Raw genomic sequence first — 16426 nt, forward strand, 5'->3', positions numbered from 1 at the left:
CCACCACCCCGAATTACCTAGACTTTAAAACGCGCCACCGTCTGGTGCAGCGCCCCGGCCATCTGCGCCAAATCGTGACCCGCCGTGTGAGTATGTTGGGCACCCAGCAAGACCTGCTCGGACAAGTTGCGGATGCCCATCAGATTACGATCCACCTCCCGCGCCACCAACGCCTGCTCTTCCGTGGCACTGGCAATCATCATGTTGCGCTCGTTGATCTGTGAGATCGACCGAGTGATTTCGTCCAATGCATCCCCCGAGCGCTGCGCCACTTCAAGGGTGGCCCGAACCAGGTTGCTGCTGCTTTGCATGGCCGTCACGGCATGGCCGGTATCGAGACGAATGTTGCCAATCATCTGCTCGATTTCCTGGGTGGACTCTTGCGTGCGATGGGCCAGGGCGCGCACTTCATCGGCGACCACGGCAAAACCGCGTCCGGCATCCCCGGCACGGGCCGCTTCAATGGCCGCGTTGAGGGCCAGCAAATTGGTCTGCTCGGCGATGCTGCGAATCACGTCCAGCACCTTGCTGATGTCCTGCACCCGGCCCGCCAGTTGCTCGATGCGCTGTGAGGTGTCGGTGACGCCATCGGCCAATGCGCCGATTGAAACCACGGTTTCCTGAACCTGTTCACGCCCGCGCTGTGCGGTTTGCTCGGACTGCCGCGAGGCCTCGGAAGTGCTGACCGCATTGCGCGCCACTTCGTCGACCGCCGCGGTCATCTGGTTCACCGCGGTGGCTGCCTGTTCGATCTCCAGCCCCTGCAATTGCAGGTTGCTGCTGGTCTGGCTGCTGACCGCACTCAGCTCTTCGGAGGAACTGGCCACCTGGTCCACCGACGTCGCGATGTGCTTGACCATGGCATTCAGACTTTGCTGCATCTGGTGCATGTTCATCATCACGCTGCCGCCGACACTTGAGTTCACGGGCACCTGAATCGTCAGGTCGCCCTGAGCGATCTGACTCAAAAACCGTGCGGCATCATCCGGCTCGCCGCCCAATGGCCGGGTCACACTGCGTGTGACGATTACCGCGGCGGCGATGACCAGCGCCACACAGAACAAAAACAACCCGAGCATATTGCGCCGGGCATCGCTGTACAGCTCCTGCGCCGACTGTTCCCGGTCGGCGAATATTTTGCCTTGCAGCGCCATCAACTGATCCAGGCTGCCATAAACCTCGCGTTCAGCCGGCACGACCTTTTGCTTCAGCTGTGCCATGGCGTCATCGAAAGCACCTTGCCGGATCAGCACCTGCACTTGAGTGAACGCCGCCACGTAGGCTTCGCGATTCTTCTTCAGCGCGGCATAAGCGCTTTTGCCCTCCGGCAAATAGAACAAAGGTTCAAGCGTTTCGAGTGCCTGGGTGATGCGTTTCTTGGTGGCGTCGATTGACTGCTGCACTTGCTGATTGTCTTTATCGATCAGCAAATCCCGGGTGTTCCGGGCGTTATCGCGCACACCGGTGGCGATGACCATGATCGGGTCGATCTTCGGCCAGTCCTGCTTGACGATGACGACCGCCTGTTCCTTGAGCGTCGCCAGATCGTGCAACGCGTAAAACGCCATGCCCATCAAGGCCAGCGGCGCGATTGCAAAGCCGATGACGATACGTTGTGCCGTGGTTAATTTGGCCATATCAAATGCTCCCCGTTTGATACCTGCCGATTGGCAGCGCATTTGAAAACCTAATGTTGGATATCCCTGTCAAACGTTAAACCTCAGCCTCGGTTACCCCCGTAATACAAAGGCTGGAAACAACTCGCGCATGGCATCCCATAAGTCAGGAAGCAAGGCTTGTGCCGAAACACTCGGCAGCAACGGATCAAACATCCGCTCGGTGCGAACCAGTTGCACGGCGAAGCGTTTGACGCCGAGTTCGCTCAAGCGCCTGGCGAGGATCAGCAGACGCTCCGGTTCGAACAGATGCCAATGCACGGTGGTGCGACATTCGTAGTCGACGCCGCTGGCCAGCAGATGCTCAAGGCTGTGCCAGTTGGCCGTTCCGCTGCCTTCGACCCGGGTGATCGCCTGGCAATCCTCGGGCAACGCCTTGACATCGAAACCGACCCAATCGGCCCCGGTCAGCGCCTTGGCAAATGCAGCAGGCTTGATCCCGGCGCTGTGCAAACCGATGCGAAATCCCATCGCCCGCACTTCATCCATGGCGCCGAGCAAACCGTCCTGCAAGGTCGGCTCACCGCCGCTGAACACCACCGCATCGAGCAGGTCCTGACGCCGTTGCAGAAACGCCAACACCCGCCGCCAATCCACTTCGTCTGTGCCACGAGGCGGGATCAACTGCGGGTTATGGCAGTAACGACAACGCCAGGCGCAACCCTGGCAAAACAGCACGCAGGCGAGCTGTCCCGGATAGTCGATAGTGGTCAGGGGCACCATGCCCCCGACCCGAAGCGTTCGACTCATTGGCGCCCGGCCAGTGCCGCGCTTTCAGTGAAGTGCACCCGCTCGCGGTGTTCCGATTGTTTACCCGGATTGAACGCCGACACAGGGCGGTGATAACCCATTACCCGGGTCCAGACTTCGCAGCGTTGACGTTGAGCCTGGGGCAGTGTTTGCGATGCAGTCATGGTGAAGCTCCTTGCGGTTGAGTGGATCGAAATCAATGAACGCTGCCGAGCTTTTGCTCTTTCAGCAGCAGTGCCTCGTCGCACTTGGGGCAGAACTCATGCTCGCCATCGAGGTAGCCGTGCACCGGGCAGATGGAGAACGTCGGGGTCACGGTCAGGTACGGCAGGCGGAAGCGGCCAAGGGCTTTGCGCACCAGTTGCTTGCAGGCCTGGGTCGAGGAAATCCGCTCGGCCATGTACAGGTGCAAGACCGTGCCGCCGGTGTATTTGCATTGCAGTTCGTCTTGAAGTTCCAGGGCCTCGAAAGGGTCTTCGGTGTAGCCCACGGGCAGTTGCGAGGAGTTGGTGTAATACGGCGCTTGCACGCTGCCCGCCTGGAGAATGTCGGGGTAGCGCTTGAGATCTTCCTTGGCGAAGCGGTAGGTCGTGCCCTCGGCCGGCGTCGCTTCCAGGTTGTACATGTGGCCGGTTTCTTCCTGGAATCGCAGCAACGTGGCGCGCACGTGATCGAGCATCTTCAGGGCAAACTGCCGGCCCTTCTCGGTGTGCATGCCCTCCTCGTCACCGGTGAAATTGCGCAGCATTTCATGCATGCCATTGAGGCCGATGGTGGAAAAATGGTTACGCAAGGTTCCGAGGTAGCGCTTGGTGTACGGGTACAGACCGGCATCCATGTGGTGTTGAATCACCTTGCGCTTGACCTCCAGGCTTTCCATCGCCAGTTCCATCAACGTGTCCAGGCGCTGCAGCAAACCGCTGGTATTCCCCTTGAACACATAGCCCAACCGCGCGCAGTTGATGGTGACGACGCCGAGCGATCCGGTTTGCTCCGCTGAACCGAACAAGCCGCCGCCACGCTTGAGCAACTCGCGCACATCCAGCTGCAAACGGCAGCACATCGAGCGCACCTGATTGGGTTGCAGGTCCGAATTGAGGAAGTTCTGGAAATACGGCAGGCCGTAACGCGCAGTCATCTCGAACAGGCGATCGGCGTTTTCACTGTCCCACGGAAAGTCGTGGGTGATGTTGTAGGTCGGGATCGGAAAGGTGAACACCCGCCCTTTCGCATCGCCGGCCTGCATCACCTCGATGTAGGCGCGGTTGAGCAGCTCCATTTCGACTTGCAGGTCGCCATAGGCAAACGGCATTTCCTCACCGCCGATGACGGGTATCTGCTCGCGCAAATCCTGCGGGCACACCCAATCGAAAGTCAGATTGGTGAACGGCGTCTGGGTGCCCCAGCGTGACGGCACGTTGAGGTTGTAGATGAACTCCTGGATCGCCTGGCGCACCTCTTGATAACTCAGCTGATCCTTGCGCACATAGGGCGCCAGGTAGGTGTCGAACGAGCTGAACGCCTGGGCCCCGGCCCATTCGTTTTGCAACGTGCCGAGGAAATTCACCATCTGCCCCAGGGCACTGCTCAAGTGCTTAGGCGGACCGGCTTCGACACGCCCCGGCACACCGTTGAGCCCTTCGTGCAACAGGGTGCGCAGCGACCAGCCGGCGCAGTAACCGGCGAGCATGTCGAGGTCGTGCACATGCAAATCCGCCTCACGGTGAGCCTGGCCAATAGCCTCGCTGTACACCTCGTCCAGCCAGTAGTTGGCGGTGACTTTGCCTGATACGTTCAACACCAGCCCGCCCAGTGAGTAGCCTTGATTGGCGTTGGCCTGGACCCGCCAGTCTTCGCGGTCGAGGTATTCGTTCATCGAGGTCGCGACTTCGACCAAGGTCCGGCGGTCACGCCGCAAGCGCCCGTGCTGTTCGCGGTAGACGATGTAGGCGCGCATCGCGAGGAAAAAACCGGCGTCCATCAACACCCGTTCAACACGGTCCTGGATTTGCTCGACATGCAGCCTCGGCAACCCTTCGAGCCTGGCCAATACCGCGTCGAGCAAACCTTCGACCTCAACCTCGCCGTACTCCCCTGTCGCCTTGCCGGCGGCGATCAATGCCTGACGGATCTTGTCGGCATCGAAGGCGACCTGACTGCCATCGCGCTTGTGCAAGCGGTTACTTCCTACTGCGATCAGCGTGCTCTGCATTTGGCCTCCAGACACTACATATAGACTTAAACAAACTTAAAACCACAACATGCAGTGAAGGCTACGGACAAAGTGCTGATCTGCAATTGATCGATATCAAGATTTGGCGGTGAATCTGTGACAAGCGCGGGTCCCATGTGGGAGCGGGCTTGCCCGCGATGGCGGTCTATCTGTCAACATTGATGTTGGATGTAATGGCCTCTTCGCGGGCAAGCCCGCTCCCACATGGATTGGTTGTATTTTTTGAATCGTGCAAGACAGCTCAACCCCCACTCATGTTCATGAACCGCACAATCTGTACCTCCCGGTCGGGGCTGAAATCGTGGCGCAATGGCTTGCCGCGCAAGGCCTTCTGCACCGCGTTGATCACCGGCTGGTCATCCAACGGATATCGCCTCAGCAATCCACGCAAGTCCAGCGCATCGTCCTGCCCCAGGCACAACAACAACTTCCCTTCAACCGTCATCCGCACCCGATTACAGCTGCCACAAAAGTTGTGGCTGTTGGGCGAAATGAACCCGATCCGGGTATCGGGATGGCGTTCCAGGCGCACGTAGCGCGCCGGTCCGCCGCTGTTTTCGGTGCTGTCGAGCAAGCGATGCTGGCTGGCGATCAGCGTGCGCACTTCGTCGCTGGAACAAAACGATTCACCCCGGGAACGACCGACGTCGCCCAAGGGCATTTCTTCGATGAAACAGATGTCGATGCGCTGGTCGATGGCGTACTGCACCAACGCCGGGACCTCATCGAAGTTACGCCCCTTCATCACCACGCAGTTGAGTTTGATCCGCTCAAACCCCGCGTCCCGAGCCGCTTCGATGCCGTTGAGCACCTGGTCGAGATCGCCGATGCGGGTGATCGCGCGAAATTTCTGTCCGTCCAGGCTATCGAGGCTGATGTTCATCCGCTTGACCCCGGCGTCGACCAACGGCCGGGCCAGGCGGCTCAGTTGCGAGCCGTTGCTGGTCATCACCAGTTCGCGCAAACCGGGCAGCGCGGCGATGTTGCGACACAGTTCGACAATGCCCGGACGAATCAGCGGCTCACCACCGGTCAGACGGATTTTGCGTACGCCCAACCCGACGAACAGCGTCGCCAAACGCTGCAACTCTTCCAGGGTGAGCACCTGCTGACGCGGCAGGAACGTCATGTTTTTCGCCATGCAATACACACAGCGAAAATCACAGCGGTCCGTCACCGACATCCGCAGATAATCGATCTGCCGCCCAAAGCCATCCTGCATTACAGCGTTCATCACATCTCCCGGTTTGCCTCGAGGCTCACTGCACCAGCGGTGAGTCGGCGCCCTGCAAGTGGATACCGCGAATATCCGCCGCACCGATCAGGGTTTGCAGGTACTGCACCAGCGCTTTTTGCCAGACGCCTTGCTGCAACTGCGTGCGAATCGCCGTCGACACCACTTCATAGGGCAACGGCATGCCTTCGATTCGCTGATCGACGCTGATCACATGCCAGCCGTAGCGACTTTCCAGCGGTTTGCTGGCCAGGCCCGGTGCCAGGGTGAACAACTGACGCTCCAGCTCGGGCACGGTCTGGCCCTTGCTGATCTGTCCCAAAGAACCGCCCTGGGCTTTCGACGGGCAGGCCGAATATTTCACGGCCAGCTCGGCGAAACTGCCGGGGAATTCATCCAGCTGTTGCAGCAGGACTTCGGCCTGACCCTGCGCCAGCTCCCGGGCCTCGACATCGTCCGGCGCGCATTCGAGCAAGATGTGCCGCACCGCCAGCAACGGCGCGCTGTGGAAGCGTCCGCGATTGTTTTCGTAGTAACGCAGACTCGACTCCTCGTCGCACTGCGGCACTTTCACCTCACGTTCGAGCAACAAACGCGTGGCCGCTTCTTCTTCGTTCTCACCGGCGCCGATCTCCAGCGACACACCGAGTTCGGTGATGCGCTGCTGCAACAACTCGCGGATCACCAGCGCCCGGGCGGCCAGGAAGACCGCCTCCTCGCGGCTTTCGGCCGGGTGATATTGCAGTTCCTGGGCCATCGCCTCCGGGGTGATCAACACCTCGTTGACGCTGACGATCGGCCATTCCTGTTCACTGCTGGCGATCAACTGCGCCGGAGCGTCATCGGCCGCGGCGGGCTCTACCGGCAGCGCTTCGAACTGCGCCGCTGCGACCGGCGCGATGTCGAGAACGACCTCGGCTTTTTTTGAAGAACCGCAGCCACCGCTGCCCCCGTTACCGCCACCACATCCACATCCACCTGACATGATTGTCTCCTCAGTACTTCTGACGAACGATTTGATAACGACGCCCCAGGTACCAGATCGGTGCGCTGATCATGTGTACGAGACGGGTGAAGGGGAACAGCACAAACAGGGTCAAGCCGAGAAACACATGCAATTTGTAGATCAACCCGACCGGCGCGATGGCCGCCGCTGCTTCCACCGGCCGCAACAGCACGGTGTTCTGCGCCCAATCGGCGAGCATCACCATCACCGAGCCGTCCATGTGGCCGGTGGACGCGACGATGGTCAGCAGACCGAGCAGCAATTGCGCCAGCAGCACCAGCAGAATCAGGATGTCCGAAGGGCTGGAAGTAGCGCGGACCCGAGGGTCGTTGAGCCGCCGGTTAACCAGCATCAGCAGGCCGATCAGGCACAGCAGGCCGAAGAACCCGCCCGAGACCATTGCCAGCAACTGCTTGTTCTCAGTGCTGATCACGTGGTGATAAATCGACGCCGGGGTCAACAGGCCGACGAAGTGTCCGGCCAGCACGAACAACACGCCGACGTGAAAGAGGTTGCTCGCCACGCGCATGCCGCGCTGATTGAGCATCTGGCTCGAACCTGCTTTCCAGCTGTATTGCGACAGGTCGAAGCGCGCCCAACTGCCGATCAGGCAAATGGCCAAAGCGACGTAGGGATAGACCCCGAACAACAACAGGTTCCATTTAGACATTGCCTACCTCCTTGGCTGGCGCTGCGGCCAGCCCTTCATGCTGAAAATCCACCCAGTGCAACGGCACTGCGCTTTCCTCACGGGCCTTGCCCGGTGCGCTTGGCAGTGAACTGCAACGGTCCTGCTGTTCGGCCTGGAGGAAGTCCACGGCCTCCTCTTCCCAGATCTTGTCGAGAGCTTCGAGGGAGTCGTCACGCGGTTCCGCCGCCACCTGCGCCCGCAGGTCGGCCACCGCCTGATGCGGTTCGGCCCCGGCGATTTGCAGCAGCGCCCGGAAGCAACTGGCATAGGCGCTTTCCCGCTCTTCCAAGCGTGCGGCGAGCAAGGCCAGCAAGTGCGAAACATCCGCCAGGCCCTCGCGGGCCTCGATGTCTTCACGGGTGGAGAGGAATTCCAGGTACAGCGGGATGTAGTCCGGCAGCTCTTTGACGCCGATGGCAAAACCGGCTTCTTCGTACTGCGCCATCATGTCGACCATCGCCTGGCCACGGTCGCGGGATTCACCATGCACGTGCTCGAACAACAGCAGCGACAACGAGCGCCCCCGGCCGAACAGCGCACCGTAGTGCTCCTGCCCATCCATCAGGTCATTGGCGCAGATCAGCTCGAGCAATTCGAACAACGCGCCGCGCTGTTTAGGGCTGATTTCCCGTGACTGGATGATCGCTTTCTCCAGTTCGTCGCGACCGCCAATCAGCGTCTCGGTCGGGTAATCAAGCAGCAGCGAAATCACTTTGAGAATTTGCATGCTCATTCCTCCCACAACTGGACGGTTTTCAGGATGTCGCGGCGGTTGGCTTTCTTCGCACCGAACATGTTGGTGTCGGAGCTGCCGCTGCAACCGCTGCCGAAACTGAAGCCGCAACCGGAGCGTTCGGCAAAGGCGTCACTCATGGCGTCTTCACGGTGCGCGCTCGGTACCACAAAGCGGTCTTCATAGTTGGCGATCGCCAGGTAGCGATACATCTCCTCGACCTGGGCCACACTCAGGCCGACGTCCTTCAGTACTTGCAGGTCCTGAACGCCATCGACTTGCTCGGAGCGTTTGTAGGCGCGCATTGCCAGCAAGCGTTTAAGCGCACGCTTGACCGGTTTTTCATCGCCGGCGGTCAGCAAGTTCGCCAGGTACTTGAGTGGAATACGCAGGCTGTCGACGTCCGGGATCACCCCGTTCATGCCGACGGTGCCGGCAGTGGCAGCGTTCTGGATCGGCGACAGCGGCGGTACGTACCAGACCATCGGCAAGGTGCGGTATTCCGGGTGCAGCGGCAGTGCGAGTTTCCAGTCCACGGCCATTTTGTAGACCGGCGAACGCTGGGCTGAATCAATCACCGACTGCGGTACTCCATCGGCCAGGGCCTGACGAATCACTGCCGGGTCGTTCGGATCGAGGAAGATCTCCAGTTGTTTCTCGTACAGATCCTGCTCATTGGCGGTGCTCGCCACTTCGCTGATGCGGTCGGCGTCATACAGCAGCACGCCGAGGTAACGGATGCGCCCGACGCAGGTTTCCGCGCAAACGGTCGGCATCCCGGCTTCGATACGCGGGTAGCAGAAGATGCACTTCTCGGACTTGCCGCTCTTCCAGTTGAAATAGATCTTCTTGTACGGGCAGCCGCTGATGCACATCCGCCAGCCCCGGCATTTCTCCTGGTCGATCAGGACGATGCCGTCTTCTTCTCGCTTGTAGATCGCCCCGCTCGGGCACGCCGCTGCGCACGTCGGGTTGAGGCAGTGTTCGCACAGGCGCGGCAAATACATCATGAAGGTGTTTTCGTACTCGCCGTAAATGTCCGCCTGGATCTTGTCGAAGTTCTTGTCCTTGCGACGCTTGGCGAATTCGGTGCCGAGGATCTCTTCCCAGTTCGGGCCCCACTCGATTTTTTCCATGCGCTTGCCGGAGATCAGCGAACGCGGACGCGCGGTGGGTTGATGCTCGCCCAGCGGCGCGGTGTGCAGGTGCTGGTAATCGAAGTCGAACGGTTCGTAGTAGTCGTCGAGGCTCGGCAGGTCCGGGTTGGCGAAGATGTTCGCCAACACGCGGAATTTACCGCCGATGCGTGGGTTGATCGTGCCGTTGGGGTTGCGAATCCAGCCGCCCTTCCACTTGTCCTGGTTTTCCCATTCTTTCGGATAGCCGATCCCGGGTTTCGATTCGACGTTGTTGAACCAGGCGTATTCCATGCCTTCGCGGCTGGTCCAGACGTTTTTGCAGGTGATCGAACAGGTGTGGCAACCGATGCACTTGTCCAGGTTCAGAACCATGCCGATTTGTGAGCGAATCTTCATCTCAGTTCTCCTCGATATCGGTCGGCAGCGGACGTGGCAGGTCATCGCCACTTGAACCATCGAGCCAGTCGACTTTGGACATTTTGCGCACCACGACGAATTCGTCGCGGTTACAACCGACCGTGCCGTAATAGTTGAAACCGTAGGCTTGCTGGGCATAGCCGCCGATCATGTGGGTCGGTTTGAGCACCACTCGGGTGACCGAGTTGTGGTGCCCGCCACGGGTTTTGGTGGTTTCCGAACCGGGCACGTTCACGATTCGTTCCTGTGCGTGATACATCATCACCATGCCGTCCTTGACGCGCTGGCTGACCACCGCCCGGGCGGTCAGTGCACCGTTGACGTTGAAGCATTCGATCCAGTCGTTGTCCTCGATGCCGGCGCTTTTCGCGTCGTTCTCCGAGAGCCAGACAATTGGCCCGCCACGGCTGAGGGTGAGCATCAGCAGGTTGTCGCTGTAGGTGCTGTGGATGCCCCACTTCTGGTGCGGGGTGATCCAGTTCAGGACGATTTCCTTGTGGCCGTTACTGCGCTTGCCTTTCACCCCTTCGATGGTGCGGGTGTTGACGGGCGGGCGATAACTCATCAGTTGCTCGCCGAACGCCTGCATCCACGGGTGATCCTGGTAGAACTGCTGGCGACCGGTGATGGTGCGCCATGGGATCCCTTCGTGAACGTTGGTGTAGCCGGCGTTGTAGCTGACGTGATCGTCTTCTAGCCCCGACCAGGTCGGGCTGGAAATGATCTTGCGCGGCTGTGCCTGAATGTCGCGGAAACGGATGGCCTCGTGGGCTTTGGACAGCGCCAGGTGGCTGTGGTCGATGCCGGTGAATTCCGACAGTGCGGCCCAGGCCTTGACCGCTACCTGGCCGTTGGTTTCCGGTGCCAGCGACAGAATCACTTCGGCGGCGTCGATGGCCGTGTCGATTTTCGGACGGCCGTGACTGATACCGGCGTCGCCTTCTTTGTGATTGAGTTCACCGAGGAATTTCACTTCGTCTTCGGTGTTCCAGTTGATGCCTTTGCCGCCGTTGCCGTTTTTCTCCAGCAATGGCCCGAGAGACGAGAACTGCTTGTAGATGTTCGGGTAGTCACGCTCGACTACGTGCAGGTTCGGCGCGTTCTTGCCTGGCTCCGGTGCCACACCGGCGCTTTTCCAGTCGGTGCCGCCAAACGGTTGGGCCAGTTCGCCGACGCTGTCGTGCATCAACGGGATGGTCACCAGGTCCTTTTCAACGCCCAGGTGCCCTTCGGACATGCTGGAAAACGCCTTGGCGATGCCTTTGTAGATTTCCCAGTCGGAACGCGATTCCCACGCTGGGTCGATGGCAGCCGACAACGGGTGAATGAACGGGTGCATGTCCGAGGTGTTCATGTCGTCTTTTTCGTACCAGGTTGCGGTCGGCAACACGATGTCGGAATAGACGCAGGTCGAAGACATGCGGAAGTCCAGCGTGGTGACCAGATCGAGCTTGCCGATGGCGCCCTCGTCCACCCATTCGGCTTCTTCGGGTTTGCAATCGCCGACCTGGCCGATGTCTTCGTTCATCACCCCGTTCTTGGTGCCGAGCAGGTACTTGAGCATGTACTCGTGGCCCTTGCCCGAGGAGCCCAGCAGGTTGGAACGCCAGATGAACATGTTGCGCGGGAAGTTGACCGGGCTGTCCGGCTGTTCGCAGGAGAAACGCAGCGAACCGTCCTGCAGCGACTTGACCACGTAGTCTTTCGGGTCCATGCCGGCGGCAGCGGCGTCGCGGCAAATGTGCAAAGGGTTGGTGTTGAGTTGCGGTGCGCTGGGCAACCAGCCGGCGCGTTCGGCGCGGATGTTGTAGTCCAGGGCATGCTCGGGGAATTGCGATTTATCGGCCAGCGGCGAGAGCACGTCGTGCATGCTCATCTTCTCGTGGCGCCACTGCGAACTGTGGGCGTAGAAGAAGCTGGTGCCGTTCATTTGGCGAGGCGGACGGTTCCAGTCCAGGCCGAACGCCAGGGGCAGCCAGCCGCATTGCGGACGGAGTTTTTCCTGACCGACATAATGCGCCCAACCGCCACCGGTCTGACCGACACACCCGCAGAGCATGAGCATGTTGATCAGCCCGCGGTAGTTCATGTCCATGTGGTACCAGTGGTTCATCGCCGCGCCGACGATGATCATCGAGCGACCCTTGGTCTTGTCGGCGTTGTCGGCGAATTCACGGGCAATCTGGATGGCTTTCTCACGGCTGACGCCGGTGATCTGCTCTTGCCAAGCCGGGGTGCCGGGTACCGAGGCGTCGTTGTAATCCTTGGCCACGTTTTCGCCGCCGAGGCCGCGATCGATCGCCAGGTTGGCGGCCGACAGGTCGAACACGGTGGCGACTTTGGCCATGCTGCCGTCCGCCAGCACCACGTTATGCACCGGCACGCGGCGGTATTGCACCGCATCGCCGGCCACGTGCTGGAAGTGTTCGTGGGATTCGCCGGCAAAATACGGGAACGCCACTTCGGCCACGTCATCGCCGATCAGGCTCAGCTTCAGATCGATCTCACGGCCTTCGCCGCCTTCACGGGGCAGGATGTTCCACTTGCCCTTCTCACCCCAGCGATAACCGATGGAACCTTGAGGGGACACCAGTTCGCCGCTGACATCGAGGGCGATGGTTTTCCATTCCGGGTTGTTTTCCTGGCCGAGGTTGTCGGTCAGGTCGCTGGCGCGCAGGAAGCGGTCCGGCTGGTAACCGGCGCCCGGTGCCTTGTCGGCCATTTGCTTGAGCAGCACCAGCACCGGCAAATCAGTGAAACGCTTGGCGTAGTCAGTGAAATAGGCGCTCGGCTTGTCCAGGTGGAATTCTTTGAAGATCACATGGTTGAACGCCTGGGCCAGCGCCGCATCGGTGCCTTGCTTAGGGTTCAGCCACAGGTCGGTGAGCTTGGCGACTTCCGAGTAGTCCGGAGTGATCGCCACAGTCTTGGTGCCCTTGTAGCGGACTTCGGTAAAGAAGTGCGCATCCGGGGTACGGGTCTGCGGGACGTTGGAGCCCCAGGCAATGATGTAGTTGGAGTTGTACCAGTCGGCCGATTCCGGCACGTCGGTCTGTTCGCCCCAGACCATCGGCGAGGCCGGTGGCAAGTCGCAGTACCAGTCGTAGAAACTCAGGCAGGCGCCGCCGATCAGCGACAGGTAACGCGAGCCTGCGGCGTAGCTGACCATCGACATGGCCGGGATCGGCGAGAAGCCGACGATCCGGTCCGGGCCGTATTGCTTGATGGTGTAGACGTTGGCCGCGGCAATGATCTCGTTGACTTCTTCCCAGTTGGAACGAATGAAGCCACCCATGCCGCGCTTGCTTTTATAGGAGTCGGCCTTGGCCTTGTCCTCGACGATGCTGGCCCAGGCTTCGACCGGCGCCATGGTTTGCCGCGCATCGCGCCAGAGCTTGAGCAACGGCTTGCGGATTTTCGGGTACTTGAGCCGGTTGGCGCTGTAGATGTACCAGCTGTAACTGGCACCACGCGGGCAGCCACGGGGCTCATGGTTCGGCAGGTCGTTGCGGGTACGCGGGTAGTCGGTCTGCTGGGTTTCCCAGGTGATCAGGCCGTTCTTGACGTAGATTTTCCACGAGCACGACCCGGTGCAGTTCACCCCATGGGTGGAACGCACGATCTTGTCGTACTGCCAGCGCGAACGGTAGACGTTCTCCCAATCGCGAGACTCTTTGCGGGTCTCGCCATGACCGTCTGAAAACTCGTTTTGCTTGCGATTGAAAAACCGCAATTGATCCAGTAAATGACTCACGGTGTAGTCCTCTCAGGCTTTGTCGCGGAGTCTGTGCCCCGCCCACGCAATGATTGAATTCGGGCTTTCTCAGCAGGGTGTCGCGGCGCCTTTGCGCGCGTACCACCACCAGGTCACCACGATGCAGCTCAGGTAAAAGCCGACGAACATGTAGAAGGCCATCTCCGGGCCGCCGGTCAGGGCCATCGAAGAGCCGAAGGATTTGGGGATAAAGAACGCACCGAAGGCGCCCATGGCCGAACTGAAGCCCAGGACGGCGGCTGACTCTTTGCCGGCATTCTTCAGCGCTTGTTCGCGCACGGCCGGTGGTTTTCCGACCGAGGCTTTTTCATGCTGGGTGCGGAAGATCACCGGGATCATGCGGAAGGTGGAGCCGTTGCCAATGCCAGTGGTGATGAACAGCAGCATGAACATGCCGAGGAAGCCGTAGAAGTTGCCGCCCTGACCGTTTTGCGGCAGGAAGTGCATCACGGCGAAGACCATCGCGATCATCGCCACGAAGTTCCACAAGGTCACTTTCGCGCCGCCGAGCTTGTCCGCCAGCCAGCCGCCCAATGGCCGTACCAGCGCACCGACCAATGGGCCGAGGAAGGCGAATTTCAAGGCGATAACATCAGGGAACGAGGTTTTGATCAGCAGCGGAAACGCGGCGGAAAAACCGATGAATGAGCCGAAGGTCGCCAGGTACAACCAGCACATCAGCCAGTTGTGTTTGCGCTTGAAGATGACGGCCTGTTCGCTGAACGAAGCGCGGGCACTGGACAGGTCATTCATGCCGAACCAGGCCAGCACCGTCACCAGGACAATGAACGGTACCCAAATGAAGCCTGCGTTCTGCAACCACAACTGGCCGCCATCCGGCAATGCTTGCGGCGAACCGCCCATAAAACCGAACACACCGAAGGTAATCACCAGCGGTACACAGAACTGCATCACCGAAACGCCCAGGTTACCCAGCCCGGCGTTGAGGCCAAGGGCCGTGCCCTGCTGCGACTTGGGATAGAAGAAACTGATGTTGGACATGCTCGAGGCGAAGTTGCCGCCACCAAAACCGCAGAGCAAGGCGATCAACACGAACACACTGTATGAGGTGCTCGGGTCCTGCACGGCGAAGCCCATCCAGATCGAGGGCAACAACAGCGACGCGGTGCTCAGGGCGGTCCAGCGACGGCCACCGAAGATCGGCACCATAAAGGAGTAGAAGACGCGCAAGGTCGCCCCGGACAGGCCCGGCAACGCCGCCAGCCAGAACAACTGGTCGGTGCTGAAGGTGAAGCCGATGGCGTTCAAACGCACGATTACCGTGCTCCAGACCATCCACACCGCGAAGGCCAACAGCAGCGCAGGAATGGAAATCCACAAGTTGCGCGTGGCGGTCTGTTTGCCGCTACTTCCCCAGAATGCTGGGTCCTCGGGGCGCCAGTCATGAATGACCGGGCCTTTGTCAGGCTTTTGCAGAACGGACATGTTCTTCTCCTAGGGCAATGCTGGAAATCGGGGACGGGGTCAGCAGCGGCGTTTTACCCAGCACCGCGCTTTTGCGTATTTCGCTGAAGTACATCCAGGTGAGGGAGACCCAGACCACGCCGTACATCAACATGAAGCAGGAAGAGCGCACGCCGGTGAGGTCCACCAGGGCGCCGAATAGGATCGGCAGCACGAAACCGCCCAGGCCACCGGCGAGGCCGACGATGCCGGACACCGCGCCCATGTTTTTCGGGTAGTCGTTGGCGATGTATTTGAAGACCGAGGCCTTGCCAAACGCGAAGGCGATGCCCATGACGAACAGCAGCACGGTGAACAGCGCCGGGTTCAGGCCGATGTGGAAATCTATCGGGCCGTTGATGGTCTGCACTTGCAGTTGGGTCTGGGGATACGAGAGCAGGAACAGGCAGATCCAGCTGACCCACAACACCCACCAGGTCACGCTTTGCGCACCCCAGCGATCCGACATCCAGCCGCCGACCGCACGCAGCACACCACCGGGCAGGGAGAAACAGGCCGCCAGCAGCGCCGCGCTTTGCAGGCTGAAACCATATTCCTGCACGTAGTACTTGGTCATCCACAGGGCCAGGGCGACGTAGCCACCGAAGACGATCGAGTAGTACTGGCAGTAGCGCCACACCGCCGGGTCCTTCAGCGAGCTCAATTGCTCACGCAAGGTAGCGCCGGAGGCACTGCGGTGGTCCTTGTTTTCGGCACTGAGAAACCAGAACAGCAGCGCGGTAATAAAGAGGATCGCGCTGAAGACTTTTGGCACCAGCTGCCAGCTGCCGGCAGCGATCAGCGCCGGGGCAAGAAACTTGGTCACCGCGGCCCCGGCGTTACCGGCACCGAAGATGCCCATGGCGAAGCCCTGATTCTCCTTGTCGAACCATTTGGCGACGTAGGCAATCCCGACCGAGAACGAGCCGCCGGCCAGGCCGACGAACAAGCCCAGCACCAGGAACTGCCAGTAGGCGGTGGCGTGACTGATCAGGTACAGCGGCGCCACACAGGCCAGCATCAACAGGAAGAACACGCTGCGCCCGCCAAAGCGGTCGGTCAGCAGACCCAGTGGCAAACGCACCAGTGAGCCGGTCAGCACCGGGGTCGCAGCCAGCAGACCGAATTGGGTTTCGTTGAGCTGGAGCAGGTCCTTGATCGGTACACCGAGCACGGCAAACATCATCCAGACCATGAAACACACAGTGAAGGCCAGCGTGCTCATGCCCAGCACCAAGCCTTGTCGTACACGAGGTTGGGTCACAAATGCTCTCCAGTCAGTTAGCCATGGCGGCAGACTAGAGAGGC

General features: G+C 60.3%; 12 protein-coding genes. All 12 read right to left on the reverse strand.

Translation table 11 applies throughout. The annotated features are described in order from the left end of the window. Nucleotides 1-17 precede the first annotated feature (17 nt). Nucleotides 18-1637, reverse strand: coding sequence for a methyl-accepting chemotaxis protein (locus ACQ4OB_RS02400; RefSeq protein ID WP_102614417.1), 1620 nt, complete (start codon nt 1635-1637; stop codon nt 18-20). 93 nt (nt 1638-1730) lie between these two features. Beyond that, on the reverse strand, nt 1731-2426 hold the full coding sequence (locus ACQ4OB_RS02405; RefSeq protein WP_430955046.1) for an anaerobic ribonucleoside-triphosphate reductase activating protein: 696 nt from the start codon (nt 2424-2426) through the stop codon (nt 1731-1733). Continuing rightward, a complete protein-coding gene (gene nrdD / locus ACQ4OB_RS02410; protein WP_017338867.1) occupies nt 2423-2590 on the reverse strand; it encodes an anaerobic ribonucleoside-triphosphate reductase in 168 nt (55 codons plus the stop codon). The genes ACQ4OB_RS02405 and nrdD overlap by 4 nt, the downstream gene beginning before the upstream one ends. Before the next feature lie 32 nt (nt 2591-2622). Further along, nucleotides 2623-4638 (reverse strand): ribonucleoside triphosphate reductase, encoded by a 2016-nt coding sequence (locus ACQ4OB_RS02415; RefSeq protein ID WP_430955047.1) that lies wholly within the window; start codon nt 4636-4638, stop codon nt 2623-2625. Between the two features lie 262 nt (nt 4639-4900). Next, the gene (gene moaA / locus ACQ4OB_RS02420; RefSeq protein WP_430955048.1) at nt 4901-5893 is read right to left on the reverse strand and encodes a GTP 3',8-cyclase MoaA; all 993 of its coding nucleotides are present in this window, start codon (nt 5891-5893) and stop codon (nt 4901-4903) included. Nucleotides 5894-5918: 25 nt separating this feature from the next. Then, nucleotides 5919-6878, reverse strand: a complete 960-nt coding sequence (locus tag ACQ4OB_RS02425; protein ID WP_430955049.1) for a peptidylprolyl isomerase — start codon at nt 6876-6878, stop codon at nt 5919-5921. A gap of 10 nt (nt 6879-6888) precedes the next feature. Then, nucleotides 6889-7569, reverse strand: coding sequence for a respiratory nitrate reductase subunit gamma (gene narI, locus ACQ4OB_RS02430; RefSeq protein WP_074877127.1), 681 nt, complete (start codon nt 7567-7569; stop codon nt 6889-6891). Next, complete coding sequence (gene narJ / locus ACQ4OB_RS02435) at nt 7562-8317, reverse strand: nitrate reductase molybdenum cofactor assembly chaperone (RefSeq protein WP_102614424.1); 756 nt, start codon at nt 8315-8317, stop codon at nt 7562-7564. The genes narI and narJ overlap by 8 nt, the downstream gene beginning before the upstream one ends. Nucleotides 8318-8319: 2 nt before the next feature. Next, nucleotides 8320-9858 carry a nitrate reductase subunit beta gene (narH, locus tag ACQ4OB_RS02440; protein WP_430955050.1) on the reverse strand — a complete coding sequence of 513 codons (1539 nt, stop codon included), beginning with the start codon at nt 9856-9858 and terminating at the stop codon, nt 8320-8322. 1 nt (nt 9859) lies between these two features. Continuing rightward, a complete protein-coding gene (locus ACQ4OB_RS02445) occupies nt 9860-13633 on the reverse strand; it encodes a nitrate reductase subunit alpha (RefSeq protein WP_430955051.1) in 3774 nt (1257 codons plus the stop codon). A gap of 69 nt (nt 13634-13702) precedes the next feature. Next, a complete protein-coding gene (locus tag ACQ4OB_RS02450) occupies nt 13703-15100 on the reverse strand; it encodes a NarK family nitrate/nitrite MFS transporter (protein WP_074877133.1) in 1398 nt (465 codons plus the stop codon). Further along, entirely contained in the window at nt 15078-16382 is a 1305-nt protein-coding gene (locus tag ACQ4OB_RS02455) for an MFS transporter (RefSeq protein WP_074877135.1), read from the reverse strand. Before ACQ4OB_RS02455 ends, ACQ4OB_RS02450 begins: the two co-directional genes overlap by 23 nt. Nucleotides 16383-16426: the final 44 nt, after the last annotated feature.

The sequence above is a fragment of the Pseudomonas sp. ES4 genome, from assembly GCF_050586665.1.
In the GTDB taxonomy this organism is placed as follows: Bacteria; Pseudomonadota; Gammaproteobacteria; order Pseudomonadales; family Pseudomonadaceae; genus Aquipseudomonas; species Aquipseudomonas frederiksbergensis.